The following is a 24,576-nucleotide window of genomic DNA, read 5'->3' on the forward strand; positions in this document are numbered from 1 at the left end:
AGAGGTATTTGCAGCCCACTAAGTTTCAGCCAGGCCTGCAAATTTCTCTCTAAGCTTGTCGAGCGCACGTTTGTAGCGCATTTTCGTGGCACTCAGGCCCATGTGCATGATGTCCGCGATCTCCTGGAATTCCAGTTCCGCGACAAATCGCAGCACCAGGATTTCCCGATCGATCGGGTTCACATGCACCAGCCATTTATCCAGCCCGCCTTTCTCTTCCGGCTTCGGTGCCTTGTCTTCGGACGCCTCTTCGACAGGGTCCAGGCTCAAGGCATCCATCAACCTTCTTTTGCGCCGCTCCTTGCGGTACTGGGTGATGCATTCGTTGTAGGTGATGCTGTAGAGCCAGGTCTTGAACTTGGATTTGCCTTCGAAGTTCTTCAATCCGTACAGCACTTTCAGCATCACCTCCTGACAGACATCGTCGGCATCCCGGTCGTTCCCCAGGTACCGTGCGCAGACGTTGAACAGCGTCCGCTGGTAGCGCCGCATGAGTTCCTCATAGGCGCGGGTAACGTGAAACAGCTCCTCATGCGAACGCGCCACCAACTCCTCGTCGGTGAGCTCCCGGGGGTCATAACGCATGGGCGGCGAATGAACTTTATTCAAAACGGATCTGGCCGACAGTCAGGTCAATGTCGCCGCTAGGCCCCATGGGGCGATTTTCGCGGCGGCATACATTAACAGCTTTTGTGCGGTTAGCGGCTATTCACGCGCTGCTCGAGCAGTTCGCGATTGGACAGCGACACCAGTTCGCCATCATCGGTCAGCAGCGTCGTCTTGACCGTGCCGATCTCCTCGATCTGCCCTTCGACCTCGCCAATCCGCACCTGCTGGCCGACCTCGTAGAGCTCACGCACGTAGATTCCGGCCAGGATCTGCCCGGCGATTTCGCGACTGCCCAGCCCCATCGCCAGTGCAATTGCCAGACCAACGGTAATCAGCCCGATGACGATCACATGGTTCAGCAGGTCGGTCTTGACCTCCAGCTGGCTGATCGCCACCGAGATGCTGATGATGATCACCAGGCCCTGGGCGATGCGCCCGACACCGGCGGCGTACTCCAGGCCGATGCCCTCGGCGGCGCCCCGCACCAGACCGTTGACCAACTGCGCCAGCAGCACGCCGGCCAGCAGCACCAGCGCCGCGCCGAACACCTTGGGCAGATAGAGCGCCAGCATGTCCAGGGTCGCCGAGACGCGTTCGAGCCCCAGGGACTCAGCAGCGGAAACCAGGAAGATCAGCAGCACGAACCAGTAGACGATCTTGCCGATCAGCGTCGAAATCGGAACCTGGATACCGACCCGGGCAAGCATCTTGGTCAGACCGGTACCGCCCATCAGGCGGTCCAGGCCGAACTTGGCCAGCACCTTGGACAGCAGGGTGTCGAGCAGCTTGGCCACGACGAAACCGAGCAGCACCACGACCAGCGCGCCGAACAGGTTGGGGATGAAGTTCGCCACCTTGGTCCAAAGGGCAGTCATGGCGGTGACCAGGCTCTGGGTCCAGAGATCGAGTTCCATATTCAATCGGCCTTATCTGCTTTGCCGCCGGCGGCGGCGTTGCGGGTAGAGTTGCGACGGACCGGCGCGACATGCGCCGAGCCATTGTTCACGGCGATCAGCAGCGCCTGGCTCCAGCGGCCAAGCAAGCTGAACAGATCGCCCGCGCCGACCTGACGGTTGGCGGTCTTGAGCACACGACCCAGGCACGCGGCGTCGTCACGGTCCTGGCCGGACGGCGACGCCTTGAGCAGGTCGCGCAGGGATTCTTCAAACGGATCGTGCATGGGCACCTCGCGCAATGTCAGTCAAAGACGAGGGCGCCGAGCGATGGGTCACACACGGATGTGGAACGAATGTTTCAAAATGAGTTCGCGGTGGGTCATTCGTGGGCAAGCCCGCACCCTTGAATGCCTCGCGGCGCTGCCAGCCTGCGCTGTAGCGGTAGAGGCAGGCTTGCCCGCGAAAAAGGTTACGTCGATCGTTCACCTGCTACACCCACCGCAACCGCCGGAACAGCCACCACTGCCCCGCTGCCAGGCCCAGCACGACGATGCAGGCGAACAGGAAGCCGTAGGGATTTTCCGCCCCCGGAATACCGCCGACATTGATGCCCAGCAGCCCGGTGATGAAGCTCATGGGCAGGAAGATGCAGGTGATGATGCCGAACCGGTACATGGTCCGGTTCATCCGCTCGCTGCGCCTGCGATCCTCGGTTTCCAGCACCAGGGCGGCGCGCTCGCGGGCCAGCTCCAGCTCCTCGAGATAGCGGATCAGGCTGTTGTTCAGCTCGTTCCAGTAGTCGGCGTCGACATCGGCGAACCAGCTGCACTTGCTGCGTGAAAGCTGGGCATAGATGTCACGCTGTGGCGCGAGAAAACGACGCAGTCCGGCAGCGCGGCGGCGAATCTGCTGAAGGCTGCCCTGTTCTGGGGCGTACCGTTTGTCGGATTCTATCTTCTCTTCTTCTATATCGGCCGCTTCCGACAGGTCGCTGACCAGGGCCTGGACCTTTTCGGTGAGCAGCTCACCCATCAGCAGCAACAGTTCGGACGCCGATTTCGGCCCCCGCCCCTCGTCCAGCTGCTGCAGGACCTCATCGCTGGCGCGCAACGGACGCAGGCGCAACGAGATGACCCGCCGCGCCTCGGCGAAGATGCGCACCGAGACCATGTCCTCCGGCTCCGCGCCCGGGTTGAGATTGACCCCGCGCAGAAACAGCAACATCTGCTCGTTGGCCATCTGCAACAGGCGTGGACGGGTGTTCTCCTCCAGCAACAGTTCGCAGGCGAACTCGCTCAGGCCACTGTCGTGCAGCAGCCAGGTACGGGTTTGTGGATGGCTACGGTCCCAGTGCAGCCACAGGCTCTCCTGGGGCTGCAGTTGCAAGTCGTCCAGCTCGGTGCGGGCGATCGAACGCGCACCGCCCTTGCCATCGAGCACCAGGGCATGCACCAGGCCCCACTGCGCGTTGTCTTCCTCGAACATCAAAGCTCCATGGCTGCGCGGCGTGTCACTCGGGCATCTTCAGCGGGCTTGGCGAGACCAGCACGCCATTGTTGTCGGCGTACACATATTCCCCCGGGCGGAAGGTCACGCCAGCGAAGGTCACCGCGACGTTGAGGTCACCGATGCCACGCTTGTCGGTCTTCATCGGGTGGCTGGCCAGGGCCTGGATGCCGACATCGGTCTGCGCCAGCACGTCCACGTCGCGCACGCAGCCGTAGATCAGCAGGCCTTCCCAGCCATTCTTGGCGGCCTTGTCGGCCAGCATGTCGCCCAACAGCGCACGACGCAGGGAGCCGCCGCCATCGACCACCAGGACCTTGCCCTTGCCGTCGAGCTCGACCTGCTCCTTGACCAGCGAGTTGTCTTCGAAGCACTTGATGGTGACGATCTGGCCGCCGAAGGAGTCGTGGCCACCGAAGTTGCTGAACATGGGCTCGAGCACCTGGACCAGGTCCGGGTATGCATCGCAGAGGTCGGGCGTTACGTAATGCTGCATGGGAAACTCCTGTCAGTCACAACGAAAGCGGATGTGGGAGCAAGGCTACACCGCAGGAGGCATGGCAGTCATCCAGGACCGGTCAGTCAGTTTGCTTTTACCTGTTCCGGCTTCTTCGCGGGTAAACCCGCTCCCACAGGCGAGTCGCAAAACCCTGTGGGGGCGGGCTCACCCGCGAAGAGGCCAACGCAGGATCAACTGGCAGGCACCGGTTCCCTCACCACCGTAGAGGCATGCACCGGCGCCAATGGGTCGCGCAACCAGCGCTCCACCAGCGGCCACACCTGTACCTGCGCCGCCTTGCTGACCAGCATGTCGACATGGCCGAAGGCCTCGAAGCCCTCCTCACGCCCCAGGCGCAGGAACTGCTTGCTGTCACCACCCAACTGATCGAACAGCTTGCGACAGGCCCAGACCGGGTCCTGGAAATCGCCGGCCCCGGCCACCGCCAACAGCGGCACCTCGACCTCGGCCAGGCCCGCCCACCAGTCCTTCTCCTTGTCGCCGAAGCGGCCAAACAGGCCGTTCCAACGCAAGCTCTCAAGGGCCAGGCCGATGGGTTCGTCCTCCGGGCCACGCTTGAGGCGCGAACCCGAGATCTGCGCGAAGCGCTTGAGCAGCACGCGCGCGCCCCACTCCACCGGCGGCACTTTCAGCGGCCAGTAAACCCGGCTGACCTGGGTGCCGAACAGTGCCGCGCTGGCCACCAGTGCGGCGTCCAGGTATCCGCTGCCCAGTGCCGCCGCCAGGGTGGTGCCGCCCAGCGAATGGCCGACCCAGTGCGGCGCCTGCCCGGCCTGCTCGCGGACGAAGGCACCGATCACCGGCAAGTCATAGCGCGCATAGTCCGCCACACGGTTCTGCCGCCATTGGCGATTGCGCGGCGACAGGCCATGCCCGCGCATTTCCGGGATCCACACGTCAAAGCCGGCACGGGCGAGATAAGCACCCAGGCCGATGCCCTTGGGGGAATACCAGAAACGCCGGTTGGAGAAACTGCCATGCAACAGGATGACCGGCATGCCTTGCGCACGGCCCGGATCGGCCAGGCCCAGGCGGGTGACGGCCAGTTCGACGCTCGGATCAGGGCTGTTGCCGGCCTTGATCCGGTACACGTCTTCGCTGAGGTCGCCGCGGCGCTCGGCACTGAGCAACGCGACGGGAAATTGGGTGGAGCTGCTTTGCATGGATTCACAAACAAACTGAGGATATGAACGTGGGAGCGGGCTTGCCCCGCGATTGAACCAGACCTGCAGACACTGCTGTCCCATCTGGTGCTATCGCGGGGCAAGCCCGCTCCCACAGTGTGTTGCCTTCAGCGCATCAGGCCGCGCCCTGGCCCTCGGCCAGGAAGAACCAGGTCTCGAGCACCGAGTCCGGGTTCAGCGACACGCTCTCGATGCCCTGCTCCATCAGCCACTTGGCCAGGTCCGGGTGGTCCGACGGGCCCTGGCCACAGATACCGATGTACTTGCCGGCCTTGTTGCACGCGGCGATGGCGTTGGCCAGCAACTTCTTCACCGCCGGATTTCGCTCGTCGAACAGGTGGGCGATGATGCCGGAGTCACGATCCAGACCCAGGGTCAGCTGGGTCAGGTCGTTGGAGCCGATGGAGAAGCCATCGAAGTACTCGAGGAACTCCTCGGCCAGCAGGGCATTGGACGGCAGCTCGCACATCATGATCACGCGCAGGCCGTTGTCGCCTCGGGCCAGGCCGTTTTCGGCGAGCAGGTCGACGACCTGGCTGGCCTCGCCCAGGGTACGCACGAACGGCACCATGATCTCGACGTTGGTCAGGCCCATCTCGTTGCGCACGCGCTTGAGGGCGCGGCATTCGAGCTCGAAGCAGTCACGGAACGATTCGCTGATGTAGCGCGAGGCGCCACGGAAGCCGAGCATCGGGTTCTCTTCTTCCGGCTCGTACAGCTTGCCGCCGATCAGGTTGGCGTATTCGTTGGACTTGAAGTCCGACAGGCGCACGATGACCTTTTTCGGGTAGAAGGCCGCGGCCAGGGTGCTGATGCCCTCGACCAGTTTCTCGACATAGAAGCCGACCGGGTCGTTGTAGCCGGCGATGCGCTTGTCGACGCTTTCCTTCAGCTCCGGTGGCAGGCCCGCGTAGTTGAGCAGCGCCTTGGGGTGCACGCCGATCATGCGGTTGATGATGAATTCCAGGCGCGCCAGGCCGACACCGGCGTTGGGCAGCTGGGCGAAGTCGAAGGCACGGTCCGGGTTGCCGACGTTCATCATGATCTTGAACGGCAGCTCCGGCATGGCGTCCACCGAGTTCTGCTTGACGTCGAAGCCCAGCTCGCCCTCGAAGATGAAACCGGTATCGCCTTCGGCGCAGGACACGGTGACGCCCTGGCCGTCCTTGAGGATCTGGGTGGCGTTGCCGCAACCGACCACGGCCGGGATACCCAGCTCACGGGCGATGATCGCCGCGTGGCAGGTACGCCCGCCGCGGTTGGTGACAATGGCGCTGGCGCGCTTCATCACCGGTTCCCAGTCCGGGTCGGTCATGTCTGAAACGAGCACGTCGCCCGGCTGGACCTTATCCATTTCCGACACATCGTTGATCACGCGGACCTTGCCAGCACCGATGCGCTGGCCGATGGCGCGGCCTTCGACCAGTACGGTGCCCTTCTCCTTGAGCAGGTAGCGCTCCATGACATTGGCGCTGGCGCGGCTCTTCACGGTCTCGGGGCGAGCCTGGACGATGTACAGCTTGCCGTCGTCGCCATCCTTGGCCCATTCGATGTCCATCGGGCGCTGGTAGTGCTGCTCGATGATCATCGCCTGCTTGGCCAGTTCGTTGACTTCGTCGTCGCTCAAGCAGAAGCGCGCACGCTCGGCACGCTCGACTTCGACGGTCTTGACCGAGCGACCGGCCTTGGCTTCGTCGCCATAGACCATCTTGATCGCCTTGCTGCCCAGGTTGCGGCGCAGGATCGCCGGGCGACCGGCCTGCAGGGTCTGCTTGTGCACGTAGAATTCGTCAGGGTTGACCGCACCCTGCACCACGGTCTCACCCAAGCCGTAGGCGCCGGTGATGAATACCACGTCGCGAAAGCCCGACTCGGTGTCGAGCGTGAACATCACGCCGGCGGTACCGGTTTCCGAGCGGACCATGCGCTGCACGCCGGCGGACAGGGCGACCAGCTTGTGGTCGAAGCCCTGGTGCACGCGGTAGGCGATGGCACGGTCGTTGAAGAGGGAGGCGAAGACTTCCTTGGCCGCGCGGATGACGTTGTCGACGCCGCGGATATTGAGGAAGGTCTCCTGCTGGCCGGCGAAGGAGGCGTCCGGCAGGTCTTCGGCGGTAGCCGAGGAACGCACGGCCACGGCCATGTTTTCGTTGCCCTTGGACATCTCGGCGAAGGCGGTTCGGATTTCCGAATCGAGGCGAGTCGGGAACTGCGCTTCCATCACCCACTGGCGAATCTGCGCGCCGGTCTTGGCCAGGGCGTTGACGTCATCGACATCCAGCGCATCGAGCGCCGCATGGATGCGTTCGTTCAGGCCACTTTGTTCGAGAAAATCGCGATACGCCTGAGCCGTAGTGGCAAAGCCGCCCGGCACCGAGACACCGGCACCTGCGAGGTTACTGATCATCTCGCCCAGGGATGCGTTCTTGCCCCCCACATGCTCCACATCATGGACGCCGAGCTTATCGAGGGAAACTACGTACTCTACCAAGGTGATCTCTCCACTAACTGTATTGGAAAAGCTCAAGGGCGCCCGCCTGCCGGTTCTATGACTGGGCCGGACGCTTGTGGCCTGGACCTGGAAAATAAGTGAGAATGCCGAGCAACCGCGTTCGGCAAACCGAACCTATCATATCCAGAAACATTCGGCAGCTTAAGGCCCTCACGTGCAAATGAAACGAACCGCGTTCTTCATCTCCGACGGTACCGGCATCACTGCAGAAACGCTGGGCCAGAGCCTGCTCGCGCAATTCGAGAGCATTCCGTTCAATAAATTCACGCGCCCCTACATCGATACCCTGGAAAAGGCCCGGGCCATGGTCCAGCAGATCAACGCCGCGGCCGAGCGCGACGGGGTGCGCCCGATCATTTTCGACACCATCGTCAACCAGGACATCCGTGAGGTCATGGCCACGTCCAATGGCTTCATGATCGACATCTTCTCGACGTTTTTATCCCCGCTCGAGCAGGAATTGACCGCCCATTCGTCGTATTCCGTGGGCAAATCCCACTCGATCGGCGGCAACTCCAACTACATGGAGCGCATCGAGGCGGTCAACTTCGCCCTGGACAACGACGACGGCGCGCGCACCCACTACTACGACAAGGCCGACCTGATCCTGGTCGGCGTGTCGCGCTGCGGCAAGACTCCGACCTGTCTGTACATGGCCATGCAGTTCGGCATTCGCGCCGCCAACTACCCGCTGACCGAGGACGACATGGAACGCCTGCAGCTGCCGGCGGTACTGAAGAAGCACCACAACAAGCTGTTCGGCCTGACCATCGACCCTGATCGCCTGACCGCCATTCGCCACGAACGCAAGCCCAACAGCCGCTATTCGAGCTTCGCCCAGTGCGAGTTCGAGGTGCGCGAGGTGGAGAACCTGTTCCGCCGGGAGAACATTCCCAACATCAATTCCACGCATTTCTCGGTGGAGGAGATTTCGGCGAAGATCCTGGTGGAGAAAGGCGTGGAGCGCAGGTTCAAGTAGACCTGCATAACCCCTCAAGGCCTGCACAGTCCCTGTAGGAGCGGCCTTGTGTCGCTAAAGGGCCGCAAGCGGCCCCGGCAATATCAGCTTGATGCACAAATCTTGGGGCGCGTCGCCCCCCTTTCGCGACACAAGGCCGCTCCCACAGAGATTGGGACAGTGGATATGAAAAAGCCCTGGCATCGCTGCCGGGGCTTTCTTTTATCTCAACGCGAGGCTCAGGACGGAATCATCGCCGCCTGCCCGCTCATCGCCAGGTCGACCAGCTCGCGGTTGGCCACCGCGTACATCGCATAGTCGGTGCCGGTGGCGTTGCGCAGGTCGTCGAGCATGGCGCGCCAGCGCTCGACCATTACCCGGTGCTGCTCGCACCACAGCGCCACGCGGGCATCCATGTCGTCCGGGGCATCGGCCATCTGCAGCACCGAGATGGTGATCGCCCGCTGCTGCAGGTCGATGTCGTCGCGGAACGCCTCGCGGGCCAGGGCCTGCCAGTTGTTGTCCACCGGCAGGTTGCTGATCTCCTGCAGGTACCAGGTCAGGTCCAGCGAGCTGCCCACGGCGAAGAACGCCTTGGCCACCTGCGCCGGGTCGTGGCCGGTGACGTCCGAGGCCTCGATGATCGGCAGCAAGGTGTACAGGTGGGTGGTGCCGGCGACCATGCGCGCCAGCAGCTCCGGCACACCAGCCTCGACGAAGCTCTGGTAGCGGACCATCCAGCGCTCACGGGTCGGTCCTTCCAGCAGCTCGTCCAGCTTCAGGCCCAACTGGGCGATCTTCGGTCCGAAGTGGGCGACGTCGCGGCCGGCGTCCTGCTCGTTGCGACGACTGCGCAGGAACCAGCGAGTGGCACGGCGGCCCAGACGCATCAACTCGTCCATCAGGGTCAGCTGGATCTCGGCCGGGACCTGGTAGTCCAGGGCCTCGATCTGACGGAACCAGTGCGGCAGGTGGAAGATGTCGCGCACGATCACGTAGGCGCCGGCGACATTGGCCGGGCTCATGCCAGTGGACTCCTTCAGGCGCTGGACGAAGGTGATGCCCATGTTATTGACCAGGTCGTTGGCGATCTGGGTGCTGACGATCTCGCGCTTGAGGCGGTGACGGCGCATGGAGTCGGCGAACTTGCTCACCAGCGATGGTGGGAACGCGGTCTCCATGTCGCGGGTCAGGTAGTCGTCGTCCGGCACCAGCGACTTGAGCAACTGCTCCTTGAGGTCGATCTTGCTGTACGAGATCAGCACCGACAGCTCGGCACGGGTCAGGCCCTGGCCTGCTGCCAGGCGTTCGGCCAGCTGTTCCTCGGTGGGCAGGAACTCGATGGCGCGGTCCAGCTTGCCCCGGGCTTCCAGATCAGCCATCAGACGCTTGTACTCGGCGATCCGCTCGCGGGCGCGACGGGCGGCCAGCGACAACGCCTGGGTCTGCTTGTAGTTGTTGCCCAGCACCAGCCCGGCAACCTCGTCGGTCATGCTGCCCAGCAGCTGGTTGCGCTGCTTCTCGGTCATGTCGCCACCCTGCACCACTTCGTTGAGCAGGATCTTGATGTTGACCTCGTGGTCGGAGCAGTCCACGCCGCCGGCGTTGTCGATGAAGTCGGTGTTGGTGGCGCCGCCATTGAGGCCGAACTCGACCCGGCCGAGCTGGGTCATGCCCAGGTTGCCGCCCTCGCCCACCACCTTGCAGCGCAGCTCGTTGCCATTGACCCGCAGCGCGTCGTTGGCCTTGTCGCCGACATCGGCGTGGCTCTCAGTGCTGGCCTTGACGTAAGTGCCGATACCGCCGTTCCACAGCAGGTCGACTGGAGCCTGCAGCAACGCGTGCAGCAGTTCGGTCGGGGTCAGGCGGTCGGCTTCGATGGCGAAGCGTTCCTTCATCTGCGGGCTGATGGCGATGCTCTTGGCGCTGCGCGGGAAGATCCCGCCGCCTTCGGACATGATGCTGGTGTCGTAATCGCTCCAGGCCGAACGCGGCAGGTCGAACAGGCGCTTGCGCTCGGCGAAGCTGGTGGCCGGGTCCGGATTCGGGTCGACGAAGATGTGCAGGTGGTTGAACGCCGCCACCAGTTGCAGCTTGTCGGACATCAGCAGGCCATTGCCGAACACGTCGCCGGCCATGTCGCCGACACCGATGACGGTGATCGGGTCTTCCTGAACATTGATGCCGCGCTCGCGGAAGTGCCGCTGCACGCCCACCCAGGCACCCCGGGCGGTGATGCCCATCTTCTTGTGGTCATAACCGGCCGAGCCGCCGGAGGCGAAGGCGTCGCCGAGCCAGAAGCCGTAGTCGATGGCGATGCCGTTGGCGATGTCGGAGAAGGTCGCGGTGCCCTTGTCGGCCGCCACCACCAGGTACGGATCGTCGTCATCGTGACGCACCACGTTGGCCGGCGGCACCACGCCACCGTCCTTGAGGTTGTCGGTGATGTCGAGCAGCCCGCAGATGAAGATGCGGTAGCACGCCACGCCTTCGGCGGCGATCTCGTCACGGCTGCCGCCCAGCGGCAGGCGACGTGGCAGGAAGCCGCCCTTGGCGCCCACTGGCACGATCACCGAGTTCTTCACCTGCTGCGCCTTGACCAGGCCCAGCACCTCGGTGCGGAAGTCCTCTTCGCGGTCCGACCAGCGCAGGCCGCCGCGGGCGACGTTGCCAAAGCGCAGGTGCACGCCCTCGACCCGTGGCGAGTAGACGAAGATCTCGAACTTCGGCACGGGCTTGGGCAGCTCGGGGATCAGCTTGGGGTTGAACTTGAAGCTGAAGTACGACTTGTTCTGCCCATTGGCGTCAGGCTGGTAGAAGTTGGTGCGCAGCGTGGCCTTGATCAGGTCCAGGTAGCGACGCAGGATGCGGTCTTCGTTGAGCACCTGGACATCGTCCAGGGCGGTGAGGATCGCCTGCTCCAGGCGCTGCTGCTTGTCGTCCAGGTCGTCCTGGGTGAGCTTGCGCGCCAGGTAGAAGCGGGTCTTGAACAACCGCGTCAGCTCGCGGGCGATGTCGGTGTGGTTGTTCAGGGTGCTGGCGATGTAGCCCAGGTCGAAGCCCAGGCGGATCTGCTTGAGGTAGCGGGCGTAGGCGCGCAGCAGCGCCACGTCTCGCCACGGCAGACCGGCGGTCAGCACCAGGCGGTTGAAGGCGTCGTTCTCCGCGTCGCCCTTGACGATGTGGACGAAGGCATCCTGGAAGGTGTCGTTGAGCTGCTGGATATCCAGGTTCAGGCCTTCGCTGTAGGTGAAGGCGAAGTCGTGAATCCAGAACTCGCGGCCACTGGCGTGACGCAGGCGGTAGGGGAACTCACCGAGCACGCGCAGGCCGAGGTTTTCCAGGATCGGCAGCACGTCCGACAGCGCCAGCGGCGTATCGGCATGGTACAGCTTGCAGTGCAGCTGGCGCTCGCCGAGCTGGGTCAGCGGCTGGTAGAAGCTCATGGCCAGCGGCTTGGCTTCGGACAGGTTGAGCACATGCTGCATGTCGACCACCGCCGAATGCGCGGCGAAGCGCTCGCGGTAGCCGGCCGGGAAACCTTTCGGGAAGTCGGCGAGGATGTTGGTGCCCTGGGCTTCGCCGAAGTTCTCCACCACCAGTGCCGAGAAGTCGTCCTGCCACGAACGGCAGGCCTGGATCACTTCGTTTTCCAGCTGCTGCGGGTCGATGTCGATACGGTTTTTCGGGTCCACCCGCAGGATCAGCTGCACGCGGGCCAGCACCGATTCGGAGAAGAACGTCCAGAACTCGCAGTCGGTGGCTTTCAGGCGCTCCATCAGCACCTGCTGGATCTTCTGCCGCACTTCGGTGGAGTAGATCTCGCGCGGCACGTAGGCCAGGCAGTAGCAGAAGCGGCCGTACGGGTCCTTGCGCAGGAACACGCGGATCTTGTTGCGTTCCTGGATCTGCACGATCGACATCGCGGTGCTGAACAGCTCGTCGACCGGGGTCTGGAACAGGTCGTCGCGCGGCAGCACCTCGAGCACCTGGGCCAGTTCCTTGCCCAGGTGGGCCTTCGGATCGAAGTGCGAGCGGCGCTCGACTTCGGCGACCTTGCCACGGATGTACGGAATGGTATGCACGCTCTCGCCGTAAACCGACGAGGTGTACAGGCCCATGAAGCGGCATTCCTTGATCACCTTGCCGTCTTTGTCGATCTGGCGGATCGATACGTAGTCCGGGTACGCCGGGCGGTGCACGCGGCTCGGCTGCGAGGCCTTGGCGAACGACAGCAGGCGCGGCTCGCGCAGGTAGGCGACGGCGTAGTCCTCGATGCGCAGGTCGTCGGCGCCCAGGCCGGCGCGCAGCAGGCGGGCCAGGCCGAGGAAGGAGTTCTCGTCGTAGACCAGATGGCCACCGGCGGCATCGGACTCGACGGTGAACTCTTCATAGCCGAGGAAGGTGAAGTGGTTGTCCAGCAGCCACGACAGGAAGCTCTTCACCTCGGCCTTGTCGTGCTGCGCCGGGCCGAAGGCCGTTTGCTCCACCTGTTCCAGCAGTTCGTGGATCTTCGCCTTCATCGGCTCGAAGTCGGCGACCACGCCGCGCACCTCGGCCAGCACCTGCTCCAGTTCCTTGGTCAGGGTGTTGAGCTCGGCGGTGCTGGAGCAACGGTCGATTTCCAGGTACATCAGCGATTCGTGGCTGATGCCCTCGCCCTGGGTGCCCTTGGGCAGCAGCTCGACCAGCTCGCCCTTGGCGCCACGGCGCACACTGAGCACGGTGGTCTGCAGGGTGTGGATGCTGTAGCCGCGGCGATTGAGCTCGGTGCGCACCGAGTCGACCAGGAACGGCAGGTCGTGGTGCAGCACCTCGACCACGGTGTGCGTGGACTGCCAGCCGTGACGTTCGTAATCGGGGTTGTAGACCCGCACTTGCGGGTGCTGGGGGTCGAAGCGCTCGATGATGCGCCAGGCGGACAGCGTGCAGCCGGCCAGATCCGACAGCCTGCGCTGAGTGAGTTCGTCCAGAGAGATGATGCCGAAGAACTGTTCGGCGAACAGCGCCACTTGTGGCAGGGACTGTTCGCTGATGTGCTGCGCCAGGGCCGCTTGCAGTTGATGCTGGAAGTCGGCTTTGCTGGCTGCGGTGAAGAACGCCATCTGTGGTACTCCGCTTGGGCTTTGTTATAGGTGAAGCGTCGCGTGCGTCCGCCGTGTACGGATCAACGATAGCCAACCCGCGGCAAGCCGGACGGTAAACCGGGCGCTGGACACGAGCGTCATGTCCACCGACAGGGGAGCTTAACGACTGAACGGTCACTCCGGCTTGCAGCGCTGCGACAATTTCGGTCAATGCGCGGTAACTTTACGTTTATCGAGGCCGGCAAGGCTGTCAGAATTCCTTTCCTTTTCCATTGACCCGAGCCGCCCATGCAACTGAAAACCGCCCTGCTCTTCGCAACCCCCTGCGACGACGAGGAAGACAACATGGCGACCCTGTGCTGCCACAGCGACAAGGGGCAGATGTTCCTGCTGACCCGTTATCCGGACGAGGACACCGTCGACCTGACCCTGGATGACGAGCCGTCGACGCTGGACGGGCTGAAGGTGACGCTGAGCGCGCAGCGGCTGCTGATCGAGGTGGCGGCGGGGGATCGTGATGCGCTCAAGGGCGATGAGCAGTTGGAGATCATCCTGACCAGCGCCGGGACCGACATGGAGGAAGTGGCGCTGACCTTGCGCAATATCCTCGACGGGACCGGGACGTTCGTGTCCGAGCTCTAAGCCAAGACATCGCCCCCTGTAGGAGCGGCCTTGTGTCGCGAAAGGGGTGCGAAGCGCCCCCCTATTTGTGCACCAAGTTGATATTGCCGGGGCCGCTATGCGGCCCTTTCGCGACACAAGGCCGCTCCTACAGGTAGCGCGCAAGCCTTCAGGACATTGACAGGCCACTATCGGCACAGGCATTGTCTGACAACCTGATCAATAAGAAACTCTGTCCATGCTAGAGCTCCAGCGCCCCGACACTCTCGTCGAACGGGTCGTCAGCGCCATCCGCGCCGAGATCGATTCCGGCCGCCTGGCCGCCGAATCGCGCCTGCCCACCGAACAGCAACTGGCCGAACAGCTCAACGTCAGCCGCTCGGTGGTACGCGAAGCGGTGGCGCAGCTCAAGGCCGATGGGGTGCTGATCGCCCGCCGTGGACTGGGCTCCTACATCTCGCAGACACCCAACGGCACGGTGTTCCGCTTCCCCGGCAGCAACGGGCGCAAGCCGGACCTGGTGCAGATGTTCGAAATGCGTCTGTGGATCGAGACCCAGGCCGCCGCCATCGCCGCCCGCCGTCGCGATGACGATGACCTCAAGCGCATGGCCGATGCCCTGCGCACCATGCTCGACAAACGCAGCGACTTCGCCACGGCCTCCGCTGCCGACGTGGCCTTCCACCGCGCCATCGCCGAAGCCAGCAAGAACGATTACTTCGTCGCCTTCCACGACTTCCTCGGAGGCCAGCTGGCCGCGGCACGCCGCACCGCCTGGGAAAACTCCGCAGCCCATTCGGTGGGCGGTTCGGCCGATGCCAGCCGCGAACACGAGGCGCTGTACCAGGCCATCGCCAACGGCGATCGCCAGACCGCCGCTGCCTGCGCCGAGGCCCATCTGCGCGCCTCGGCCAAACGCCTGAAGCTCGACCTTCCCGACCTCGACTGATCCCACAGACCCAATCGCGACCTGGCGAGGCTTTCACTTGCATTAGTTAGTCTGACAACCTGATAAGCAGATTCACCGACAAGAATTCAAAGGTACCTTGCATGACCTATGACTACTGCATCATCGGCGGCGGCATCGTCGGCCTCGCCACCGCCATGGCGCTGCTCCAGCAGCGTCCCGGCGCCTCGCTGCTGATCCTGGAAAAAGAGGCCAGCCTCGGCCGCCACCAGACCGGCCACAACAGCGGCGTGATCCACGCCGGCATCTACTACGCCCCTGGCAGCCTCAAGGCCGACCTGTGCAAGCGCGGCGCCCAGGCCACCAAGGACTTCTGCAGCGAGCACGGCATCGCCTTCGAGGTCTGCGGCAAGCTGCTGGTGGCCTCCAACGACCTGGAGATGCAGCGCATGCAGGCGCTGCACGAGCGCTCGCGGCAGAACGGCCTGAAGGTCGAACGCCTGGATGCCGCCGAGCTGCGCCAGCGCGAGCCGAACATCGTCGGCAAGGGGGCGCTCTGGCTCGATGCCACCGGCATCGTCGACTACACCCAGGTGTGCGACGCCATGGCCAAGGTGATCCGCCAGGGCGGCGGCGAGCTGCACCTGTCCACCACGGTGCGCGCCATCCAGGAGCATGCCGACCATGTCGCCGTCGACACCGACAGCCACACCTGGCGCGCCCGCCAACTGGTGGCCTGCGCAGGCCTGCAGTCCGACCGCCTGGCACGCCTGGCCGGTGTGAGGATCGACCATCAGATCATCCCGTTCCGCGGCGAGTACTACCGCCTGCCGGCAAGCAAGAACCAGATCGTCAACCACCTGATCTACCCGATTCCCGACCCCGAACTGCCCTTCCTCGGCGTGCACCTGACGCGGATGATCGACGGCAGCGTCACCGTCGGCCCCAACGCGGTGCTCGGCTTTGGCCGGGAGAACTACCGCAAGTTCTCGGTGAACTGGCGCGATGTCGCCGAATATGCGCGCTTCCCGGGCTTCTGGAAGACGATCTGGAACAACCTCGGCTCCGGCACCACCGAGATGAAGAACTCGCTGTTCAAGCGCGGCTACCTGGAACAGTGCCGCAAGTACTGCCCGTCACTCGAGGTCGAGGACCTGCTGCCCTATGAAGCCGGCATCCGCGCCCAGGCGGTGATGCGCGACGGCACCCTGGTCCACGATTTCCTGTTCGCCGAGACCCCGCGCATGGTGCATGTCTGCAATGCCCCGTCGCCGGCGGCCACTTCGGCCATCCCCATCGGCCAGATGATCGCCGAGAAGATCCTCAAGGCCCGCTGATCCATCCGCTGCACCCACAATTACAAAGACAACAAGGAAACCTCAGATGTCGGTACACGAGGCGGCCCTGGCCGCGAGCGAAACCCCCGAACAGCAACGCAAGCGCCTGCGCAAGGTGGCGGCGGCGACCATCTTCGGCTCGATGCTGGAGTGGTATGACTTCTATCTCTACGCGACCATGGCGGCGATCGTCTTCTCGAAGATCTTCTTCGACCCGAGCAACCCGGCGGTGGCCTCGCTGCTGGCGTTCTCCACTTTCGCCATCGGCTTCATCGCCCGGCCGTTCGGCGGCGTGCTGTTCGGCTACCTGGGCGACCGTTTCGGGCGCAAGCACGTGCTGGTGATCACCTTCTGCATGATGGGCCTGTGCACCGCGCTGATCGGGCTGATCCCGAGCTACGCGACCATCGGCATCTGGGCGCCGATCCTGCTGGTGGTGATCCGCATCATCCAGGGCCTGGGCGCCGGCGCCGAGTTGTCCGGCGCGGCGGTGACCTCCTACGAGCACGCCAGCGAGGGCAAGCGCGGCAGCCAGGGCGCCTGGCCGGCGCTGGGGCTGAACCTGGGCCTGCTGCTGTCGTCGCTGACCGTGTACCTGCTGACCATGAACGGCAACGAATTCCTCCTGGCCGGCGGCTGGCGCATCCCGTTCATCGCCAGCATCGTCCTGGTCGCCGTGGGCCTGTGGGTGCGCAAGAGCATTCCCGAGACGCCGGACTTCAAGGAACTGGACAAGGCCGACGACAAGCCCCAGGTATCACCGCTCAAGCTGCTGCTCAAGAATGACCTCAAGGGCCTGGCCGTGGTGTTCTTCGTCGCCGTGGGCTACAACGCCCTGAGCTACATCTTCAAGACTTTCTCGCTGGCCTACCTGACCCAGTTCAAGGGCGTCGAGGCCCACGTCACCTCGCTGTCGGTGACCCTGGCCAGCCTGGTGGCGATCTTCGCCGTGCCGTTCTTCGGCTGGTTGTGCGACAAGTGGAGCAGCAAGACCGTGCTGATGCTCGGCGGCGTGCTCTCGGCACTGTTCGCCTTCCCGTTCCTGCAACTGCTGTCGACCGGCGAGCCGATGATGATCTACGTGGCCATCGCCGTGGGCACCGGGATCCTGGCGCCGATGATGTTCGCCCCCCAGGGCTCGTTCCTCAGCCGGCAGTTCCCGACCCAGACGCGCTCGTCGGGGTTCGGTACCGGGCGCGAGATCGGCACCGCGGTGGCCGGCGGCCTGGCGCCGCTGGGCGGGCTGGCGCTGGTGGCCGGATCGGCGACGCACTCCACCGACGGCGTGGCACTGATCCTGGCGGTGGCCGGGGTGCTGGTGGTGGTGTTCGCGTTCTTCGATCAAGGCTGGCGGCATTCGAAATCGAAAAACTGACCTATCCGCAGAACGTCCCGGTCATTGGCCCTGAGATGCCCGCCGCCTGTGCGGGCCTCTTCGCGGGCAAGCCCCGGCAGCCCCCCTTCCCTCTGCTTTACACGATTTTTGCAAACCGCCATTGGTCCCCGCCCCCCCGGATGCATTAAAGTATCCACCCCCGCCCGGCAACCGCTCCCAGCGCGCCAGGGCCCACCCCAGGAACCGTCGACGATGGAACACCGTGAGGCGCTGATCGCGCTGCGCACCTTTCTCTCCTCCCAGATCCTCGGCCAGGAAAAGCTGGTCGAGCGTCTGCTGATCGTGCTCCTGGCCGATGGCCACATGTTGGTCGAAGGCGCCCCGGGCCTGGCCAAGACCAAAGCCATCAAGGAACTCGCCGAAGGCATCGAGGCCCAGTTCCATCGCATCCAGTTCACCCCCGACCTGCTCCCGGCCGACATCACCGGCACCGAGATCTACCGCCCGGAAACCGGCAGCTTCGTGTTCCAGCAGGGGCCGATCTTCCACAACCTGGTGCTGGCCGACGAGATCAACCGCGCCCCGGCCAAGGTGCAATCCGCCCTGCTCGAAGCCATGGCCGAGCGCCAGGTCAGCGTCGGGCGCAGCACCTATGAACTGTCGCCGCTGTTCCTGGTGATGGCCACGCAGAACCCGATCGAGCAGGAAGGCACCTACCCGCTGCCCGAAGCCCAGCTCGACCGTTTCCTGATGCACGTGAAGATCGGCTTCCCCGACGCCGCCGTCGAGCGGCGCATCCTGCTCCAGGCCCGGGGCGAAGCCCTGGGCGGCGAAGTGAAGCCCGAACGGCGGGTCAGCCAGCAGGCGATCTTCGCCGCGCGCAAGGAAATCCTCGGCCTGTACATGGCCGATGCGGTGGAGGAATACCTGGTGCAGCTGGTGATGGCCACCCGCACCCCGGCCAAGTTCGACAGCGAGCTGGCCGACTGGATCGCCTATGGCGCCAGCCCGCGCGGCTCCATCGCCCTGGATCGCTGTGCCCGCGCCCATGCCTGGCTGGCCGGACGCGACTTCGTCAGCCCCGAGGATATCCAGGCGGTGCTGTTCGACGTGCTGCGCCACCGCATCATTCTCTCGTTCGAGGCCGAGGCCGCGGGGGTCGACCAGGACCGCGTGGTCCAGCGCATCCTCGACGTCGTCGCCGTCGCCTGACCCCCATGCCCACCACCCAGCTGGCCGAACCCGGCATCCGCATCGGCCTGTCCGACCTGATCGACATGCGCCACCGCGTACGCGAAATCCAGCTGTTCTCCCGGCCCGGCCAGCGCAGTCCGCTGGTCGGCCTGCACCACTCCAAGCTGCGCGGACGCGGCGTCGACTTCGACCAGGTGCGCGTCTACCAGGCCGGCGACGATGTGCGCAACATCGACTGGCGCGTCACCGCGCGCACCCAGGAGCCGCACACCAAACTGTTCCATGAGGAGCGCGAGCGACCGATCTTCATCATGGTCGAACAGAGCCAGCGGCTGTTCTTCGGTTCGGGGCTGATGTTCAAGTCGGTGCTGGCGGCCCAGGCAGCGGCGCTGTTCGGCTGGGCCGCGCTGGGCCACAACGACCGCATCGGCGGGCTGGTGTTCGGCGACAACGATCACCTGGAGATCAAGCCGCGACGCAGCAAGCAAAGCCTGCTGCAGCTGCTCAACCGCCTGGCCAAGGCCAATCAGGCCCTGCACACCGAAGCCGTGCCGCAACCCGACAGCCTCGACCTGGCCCTGCGCCGGGCGCGCGAGGTACTGCGCCCGGGCAGCCTGGCCATCGTGATCTGCGACGAACGCGCGCTCAACGCCAGCGTCGAGCAGCACCTGGCGATGCTGTCGCGCCACTGCGACGTGCTGCTGATGCCGATCAGCGACCCGCTCGATCACGCCCTGCCCGCCGCTGGCCTGTTGCGTTTCGCCCAGCGCGGCGCGCAGCTGGAGCTCGACACCCTCGATGCCAACCTGCGCCAGGCCTACCGCCAGCAGGCCGAGGCGCGCATCGAGCGCTGGGAGCTGCTGGCGCAGAAGCTACGGGTAGTGCTGATGCCCCTGAGCACCCAGAGCGAGATGATCGAACAGCTGCGCGAGTACCTGAACGCGCAGCGCCCAGGGAGCAGCCGATGAATCCGCTGGATCAGCTGCAGCCGCTGATCGCCCCGCCCACCATCGGCCTGTGGCCACCGGCGCCGGGCTGGTGGCTGCTGCCCGTCCTGCTGCCCCTGCTGGGCTGGGGCCTGTGGCGCCTGCGCCGCTGGCGACCGGGCAAGCGCAAGGTGGTACGGGCCGAGCAGCCCCTGGACCCGGTCCGCGTCGAGGCCCTGGCCGAGCTGGCGCGCCTGCCGCGCCCCTACGACGGCGCTCCGGCCGGCGCCTGGCTGCAGCAGATCAACGCCCTGCTCAAGCGTCTGTGTCGCACTCACTACCCCGGCGCCAACAGCCATACGCTCAATGGCCGGCAATGGCTGGCCTTTCTCGACAACCGTTGCCCGGCCGCTGGCCTGACCCGCTGGATGGTGCTGGTCGAAGGCGCCTACAAGCCCGAGTGCAAACTCGACGACAAGGCCATCGCCGGGCTCGCCCAGGCGGTCGAAACCTGGATCCGCAAGCATGTTTGAACTGGCCTGGCCGTGGATCTTCCTGCTGTTGCCGCTGCCCTGGCTGGCGCGCCTGGTGCTGCCCGCGGCCGACAGCGGCGAGCCGGTGCTCAAGGTCGGCTTCCTCGACGAGCTCGAAGGCCTGGCCGGGCGCCGGGCGCGCCTGAACCTGCCGACCTGGCGCCAGCAGGCGCCGTTCATCCTGATCTGGCTGCTCCTGCTGCTGGGCGCCGCGCGCCCGCAATGGCTGGGCGAGCCTGTTCCGGTATCGGCCAGCGGCCGCGACCTGCTGGTGGCGGTGGACGTGTCCGGCTCCATGGACTTCCCCGACATGCAGTGGAAGGACGATGAAATCAGCCGCCTGGACCTGGTCAAGGCGCTGATGGGCGACTTCCTCCAGGACCGCCAGGGCGACCGGGTCGGGCTGATCCTGTTCGGTAGCCAGGCCTACCTGCAGGCACCGCTGACCTTCGACAGGCGCACCGTGCGCACCTTCCTCGACGAAGCGCAGATTGGCATCGCCGGCAAGAACACCGCCATCGGCGACGCCATCGGCCTGGCCGTCAAGCGCCTGCGCCAGCGCCCGGCGCAGAGCCGGGTGCTGATCCTGGTCACCGACGGCGCCAACAACGGCGGGCAGATCCACCCGCTGACCGCCGCGCGCCTGGCCGCCCAGGAAGGCGTGCGCATCTACACCATCGGCATCGGCGCCAACCCCGAGGCCAGCGGTACCCCCGGCCTGCTCGGACTGAACCCCAGCCTCGACCTGGACGAAGCCGCCCTCAAGGACATCGCCGAGATCACCCACGGCAGCTACTTCCGCGCCCACGACGGCGCCGAGCTGGACGCCATCGGCGACACCCTCGACCAGCTCGAACCGGTGGCCCAGCAACCCACCCAGGCACGTACCGCCACCGAACTGTATGCCTGGCCGCTGGGCCTGGCGCTGCTGCTCAGCGTGCTGCTGGTGGTGGCCGTGCAATGGCCGGACAACCGGCTGCAACGCCTGCTGCGCAAGCCACGCTTCCTGCAGCCGCACCCGGAATGGCGCCAGCGCCTCAAACGCCTGCGCCTGAGGAGACGGCGATGATCGAACTCTGGCCCCAATGGCTGCGCCCACTCTGGCTGCTGGTCGTGCCGCTGCTCGGCTGGCTGCTGTACAAGCTCTGGCATCGGCGCAAACGTGCCGGGCGCTGGCAGTTGATCCTGCCGCAACCGTTCCACGCAGTGCTGCTCGGTGGCGGCAGCGGTGGCAGCAGGAAGCTGCCGTGGATCGCCCTGGGCCTGGCCTGGCTGCTGATCGTGCTCGCCCTGCTCGGGCCGAGCTGGCAGCGCCTGGAGGAAACCCGTCAGCGTCCGGCCGACCCGCTGGTGATCCTGCTCGAACTGACCCCGCAGATGCTCGCCGAGGACAGCGCGCCCAACCGTCTGGAACAGGCCCGACGCAAGATCCTCGACCTGCTTGAACACCGCCGCGACAGCCAGACCGCGCTGATCGTCTATGCCGGCAGCGCCCACACCCTGGTGCCGCTGTCCGACGACCTGGGCACCACCCGCAACCTGCTCGAAGCCGTCGACCCGTCGATCATGCCGCAGCCGGGCCAGCGTGCCGATCTCGCCGTGCGCAAGGGCCTGGCGTTGCTGGCCCAGAGCGGCCTGGGCCAGGGCCGGCTGCTGCTGATCGGCTCGGCGCTGAGCAACCAGGAGCGCGAAGGCATCCAGCAGGCCCTCGGCCGCCAAGGGCCGAGCCTGCTGATGCTAGGCGTCGGCACCACCGAGGGCGCCCCGGTGCGCCAGGCCAACGGCGAATACCTCAAGGACGACCAGGGCGGTATTCTCCTGCCACGCCTGGACAGCGCCTCGCTCAAGGCTTTCATCGCCAGCACCGGCGGGCGCTACCGCCATGCCCGTATCGACGACCTCGACCTGCGCGGCCTGGGCCTGTTCGACAACCCACGCCTGCTGCACAACGATGGCCAGACCCTGCAGTTGGACAGCTGGGCCGACCAGGGCTACTGGCTGCTGCTGCCCCTGCTGCTGCTCGCCGCCTGCGCCGGTCGCCGCGGCTGGCTGTTCTGCCTGCCACTGCTGCTGGCCTTGCCGCAGCCCAGCCAGGCCTTCGAGTTCAACGATCTGTGGCTGCGCCCCGACCAGCAAGGCCTGCGCTTGCTGGAGCGCCAGCAACCGGCCGCGGCGGCCCGCCATTTCGTCGATCCACAATGGCGTGGCATGGCGCTTTACCAGGCGGGCGACTTCGCCGCAGCCGCCGCGGCCTTCGCCCAGGGCAACGACGCCGCCGCCCACTACAATCGAGGCAATGCCCTGGCCCGCGCAGGCGAGCTGGAGGCGGCGCTGGACGCCTACGAACAGGCGCTGGAGCGCCAGCCCGATCTGAAACCGGCACTGGACAACCAGGCTCTGGTACAGCAACTGTTGCAGCAGCGCGAAGCCCAGGCCGAGGAACAACCGGCCGATGCCGATGCCCAAGGCACACCCGGCAACGACACCGACGGCAACAGCAGCTCATCCAGCAGCCAGGCCCAGGGCACACCCGGCAGCGACGAACAGGCCCAGGCCCAGGAGTCCGCCGACAGCGCCAGCAATGCCCAGGCCCCGCCGGGCAATGCCGGCGGCGACGACGACAGCGTTACCCAACCGCCCCAGCGGCCGGTTTCCACCAGCCTCGACGCCGAACAGCGCCAGGCCCTGGAACAATGGCTGCGGGAGATCCCCGACAACCCGGCAGAGCTGTTGCGGCGCAAATTCTGGTACGAACAGCAATTGCATCAGGAAACCCCACGATGAGTCGCTTCGGCGTCTTTCTCCTTGGCCTGCTGTGGAGCCTCGCGGCCCAGGCCGCACCCACCCTGCAAGCCAGCGTCGACCGCACGCGCCTGGAGGCCGGCGAAACCCTGGAGCTCACGCTCGAGAGCCAGGACGTCACCCAGTTCGGCAAACCTGACCTGCGCGCCCTGGAAGGCGACTTCGAAGTCCGCGGCACACGCCAGCTCAACAGCCTGCACAGCCTGGACGGCGAGACCCGCGCCAGCACCCGCTGGATCATCACTCTGCTGCCCCGGCGCAGCGGCAGCCTGCGCATCCCCGAGCTGCAGCTGGGCCAGTCGCGCAGCCAGGCCATCGAGCTGCAGGTGCAGCAGGCCGACAGCCAGCGCCCGGACGTGGCCTCGCAGGTGTTCGTCGAAGCGACCCTCGACAGCAGCAGCGTGTATGTCCAGGCCCAGGCCGTGCTCACCCTGCGCATCTATCATTCGGTGGCGCTGTACGACGACAGCAACCTCAGCCCGTTGCAGTTGGAGAATGCCAAGGTCGATCCGCTGGGCGAGTCGCGCACCTACGAAAAAGAGATCAACGGCGTGCGCCATGGGGTGATCGAAACCCGTTACGCCCTCTACCCGCAGCGAAGCGGCAGTCTCGAAGTGCCCGCCCTGCGCTTCACCGCCACCGCCGCCGACAATGGCGAACAGCCGGCCGGCACGCCGCGGGTCGGGCGCCAAGTGCAAGTCAGCTCGCTGCCGCTGCGTCTCGAGGTCAAGCCGATCCCGCCCGGCTATCCGGCCGATCGCCCATGGCTGCCCGCCCGCAGCCTGACCCTGGAAGAGCGCTGGAACCCTGACCCGGCGAACCAGCCGACGCAGATCGGCGACTCGCTGACGCGCAACGTCACCCTGCGCGCCGAAGGGCTGTCGAGCACCCAGTTGCCGCCGCTGCCGGCCACCGAGGCCGTGGGCCTGCGCCGTTACCCCGACCAGCCGCTGCTACGTAACGAAATCGGCGAACGCGGCATGATCGCCAACCGCGAGGAGCGCGAGGCGCTGGTGCCCACCCACAGCGGCGCGCTGGCCCTGCCGGCGCTGGAAGTGACCTGGTGGAACACCCGCGAGGATCACCTGGAGCACAGCAGCCTGCCGGCGCGCACCCTCGATGTGCAGGACAATCCGGCGCTGAGCGCCGACACCCCGGTGGGCGACACCGACACCGGTACCCACCTGCTCTGGCCATGGCAGCTGGCGACCCTGGTGCTGGCCCTTACCACGCTGCTCGGCTTCATCCTCTGGTGGCGCGCACGCTCGCAACCGGCAGTGCTGCGGGCGGCGCAGAGCGGCCCAAGCCCACGCACGCTGCTCGACGACCTCAAGCGCGCCTGCCAGGCCAACGACCCACAGGCCACGCGCCAGGCGCTGGACGCCTGGGCGCGGCAGCAACCGGAAACACTGGCCGAGATGGCGGCGCGGTTCGTGCCCCTGTCCGACGCACTCGATGGCCTCAACGGCGCCCTCTACAGCGAAAGCGGCCAGTACTGGCATGGCGACGAGCTGTGGCGGGCCATTGGCGCGATCCCGGCCGAGCAGGTACTGGCGCCGTCGGGTGAAGCCGGTAGCTTGCCGCCGCTGTATCCCAAGTAACCCATCGCGGGGCAAGCCCGCTCCCACGCCATGGCAGCGGGCTTGCC

General features: G+C 65.6%; 19 protein-coding genes. 11 read left to right on the forward strand and 8 right to left on the reverse strand.

The window, feature by feature from the left end:
* Nucleotides 1-18: 18 nt before the first annotated feature.
* From sigX to ppsA, 7 genes are all read right to left on the reverse strand, one after another.
* Nucleotides 19-585 carry an RNA polymerase sigma factor SigX gene (gene sigX / locus N7422_RS18350; RefSeq protein ID WP_050704759.1) on the reverse strand — a complete coding sequence of 189 codons (567 nt, stop codon included), beginning with the start codon at nucleotides 583-585 and terminating at the stop codon, nucleotides 19-21.
* Nucleotides 586-698: 113 nt separating this feature from the next.
* The gene (locus N7422_RS18355; protein ID WP_279807884.1) at nucleotides 699-1,523 is read right to left on the reverse strand and encodes a mechanosensitive ion channel domain-containing protein; all 825 of its coding nucleotides are present in this window, start codon (nucleotides 1,521-1,523) and stop codon (nucleotides 699-701) included.
* Nucleotides 1,524-1,525: 2 nt separating this feature from the next.
* Nucleotides 1,526-1,789: a CrfX protein gene (locus N7422_RS18360; protein ID WP_279807885.1), complete on the reverse strand. Its 264-nt coding sequence runs from the start codon at nucleotides 1,787-1,789 to the stop codon at nucleotides 1,526-1,528.
* A 205-nt stretch (nucleotides 1,790-1,994) separates the two neighbouring features.
* Nucleotides 1,995-2,990, reverse strand: coding sequence for a zinc transporter ZntB (locus N7422_RS18365; RefSeq protein ID WP_279807886.1), 996 nt, complete (start codon nucleotides 2,988-2,990; stop codon nucleotides 1,995-1,997).
* A gap of 25 nt (nucleotides 2,991-3,015) precedes the next feature.
* Complete coding sequence (gene rraA, locus N7422_RS18370) at nucleotides 3,016-3,507, reverse strand: ribonuclease E activity regulator RraA (RefSeq protein WP_279807887.1); 492 nt, start codon at nucleotides 3,505-3,507, stop codon at nucleotides 3,016-3,018.
* Nucleotides 3,508-3,701: 194 nt separating this feature from the next.
* On the reverse strand, nucleotides 3,702-4,694 hold the full coding sequence (locus tag N7422_RS18375; protein WP_279807888.1) for an alpha/beta fold hydrolase: 993 nt from the start codon (nucleotides 4,692-4,694) through the stop codon (nucleotides 3,702-3,704).
* Nucleotides 4,695-4,830: 136 nt separating this feature from the next.
* A complete protein-coding gene (gene ppsA / locus N7422_RS18380; RefSeq protein WP_279807889.1) occupies nucleotides 4,831-7,206 on the reverse strand; it encodes a phosphoenolpyruvate synthase in 2,376 nt (791 codons plus the stop codon).
* Between the two features lie 181 nt (nucleotides 7,207-7,387).
* Here ppsA and N7422_RS18385 point away from each other — a divergent pair, with 181 nt between their 5' ends.
* The gene (locus tag N7422_RS18385) at nucleotides 7,388-8,206 is read left to right on the forward strand and encodes a pyruvate, water dikinase regulatory protein (protein ID WP_217866660.1); all 819 of its coding nucleotides are present in this window, start codon (nucleotides 7,388-7,390) and stop codon (nucleotides 8,204-8,206) included.
* A gap of 218 nt (nucleotides 8,207-8,424) precedes the next feature.
* Here N7422_RS18385 and N7422_RS18390 read toward each other — a convergent pair whose 3' ends face one another.
* On the reverse strand, nucleotides 8,425-13,290 hold the full coding sequence (locus N7422_RS18390) for an NAD-glutamate dehydrogenase (RefSeq protein ID WP_279807890.1): 4,866 nt from the start codon (nucleotides 13,288-13,290) through the stop codon (nucleotides 8,425-8,427).
* Nucleotides 13,291-13,560: 270 nt separating this feature from the next.
* Here N7422_RS18390 and N7422_RS18395 point away from each other — a divergent pair, with 270 nt between their 5' ends.
* The 10 genes from N7422_RS18395 (at nucleotide 13,561) to N7422_RS18440 (ending at nucleotide 24,529) form a co-directional block, all read left to right on the forward strand.
* Complete coding sequence (locus N7422_RS18395; RefSeq protein ID WP_279807891.1) at nucleotides 13,561-13,914, forward strand: hypothetical protein; 354 nt, start codon at nucleotides 13,561-13,563, stop codon at nucleotides 13,912-13,914.
* 217 nt (nucleotides 13,915-14,131) lie between these two features.
* Nucleotides 14,132-14,842, forward strand: a complete 711-nt coding sequence (locus tag N7422_RS18400) for a FadR/GntR family transcriptional regulator (protein ID WP_279807892.1) — start codon at nucleotides 14,132-14,134, stop codon at nucleotides 14,840-14,842.
* A gap of 101 nt (nucleotides 14,843-14,943) precedes the next feature.
* On the forward strand, nucleotides 14,944-16,137 hold the full coding sequence (gene lhgO, locus N7422_RS18405) for an L-2-hydroxyglutarate oxidase (protein WP_279807893.1): 1,194 nt from the start codon (nucleotides 14,944-14,946) through the stop codon (nucleotides 16,135-16,137).
* Nucleotides 16,138-16,183: 46 nt separating this feature from the next.
* Nucleotides 16,184-17,512 carry an MFS transporter gene (locus N7422_RS18410; RefSeq protein WP_279807894.1) on the forward strand — a complete coding sequence of 443 codons (1,329 nt, stop codon included), beginning with the start codon at nucleotides 16,184-16,186 and terminating at the stop codon, nucleotides 17,510-17,512.
* Nucleotides 17,513-17,725: 213 nt separating this feature from the next.
* Nucleotides 17,726-18,685 (forward strand): MoxR family ATPase, encoded by a 960-nt coding sequence (locus N7422_RS18415; RefSeq protein WP_011532987.1) that lies wholly within the window; start codon nucleotides 17,726-17,728, stop codon nucleotides 18,683-18,685.
* A 5-nt stretch (nucleotides 18,686-18,690) separates the two neighbouring features.
* A complete protein-coding gene (locus N7422_RS18420) occupies nucleotides 18,691-19,635 on the forward strand; it encodes a DUF58 domain-containing protein (protein WP_279807895.1) in 945 nt (314 codons plus the stop codon).
* Nucleotides 19,632-20,126 carry a DUF4381 domain-containing protein gene (locus N7422_RS18425; protein ID WP_279807896.1) on the forward strand — a complete coding sequence of 165 codons (495 nt, stop codon included), beginning with the start codon at nucleotides 19,632-19,634 and terminating at the stop codon, nucleotides 20,124-20,126. The genes N7422_RS18420 and N7422_RS18425 overlap by 4 nt, the downstream gene beginning before the upstream one ends.
* Nucleotides 20,119-21,195 carry a VWA domain-containing protein gene (locus N7422_RS18430; protein ID WP_279807897.1) on the forward strand — a complete coding sequence of 359 codons (1,077 nt, stop codon included), beginning with the start codon at nucleotides 20,119-20,121 and terminating at the stop codon, nucleotides 21,193-21,195. Before N7422_RS18425 ends, N7422_RS18430 begins: the two co-directional genes overlap by 8 nt.
* Nucleotides 21,192-22,910, forward strand: coding sequence for a VWA domain-containing protein (locus N7422_RS18435; protein WP_279807898.1), 1,719 nt, complete (start codon nucleotides 21,192-21,194; stop codon nucleotides 22,908-22,910). Before N7422_RS18430 ends, N7422_RS18435 begins: the two co-directional genes overlap by 4 nt.
* Nucleotides 22,907-24,529, forward strand: coding sequence for a BatD family protein (locus N7422_RS18440; RefSeq protein WP_279807899.1), 1,623 nt, complete (start codon nucleotides 22,907-22,909; stop codon nucleotides 24,527-24,529). Before N7422_RS18435 ends, N7422_RS18440 begins: the two co-directional genes overlap by 4 nt.
* Nucleotides 24,530-24,576: the final 47 nt, after the last annotated feature.

It is taken from the genome of Pseudomonas sp. GD04091, from assembly GCF_029836165.1.
Taxonomy (GTDB): Bacteria; Pseudomonadota; Gammaproteobacteria; order Pseudomonadales; family Pseudomonadaceae; genus Aquipseudomonas.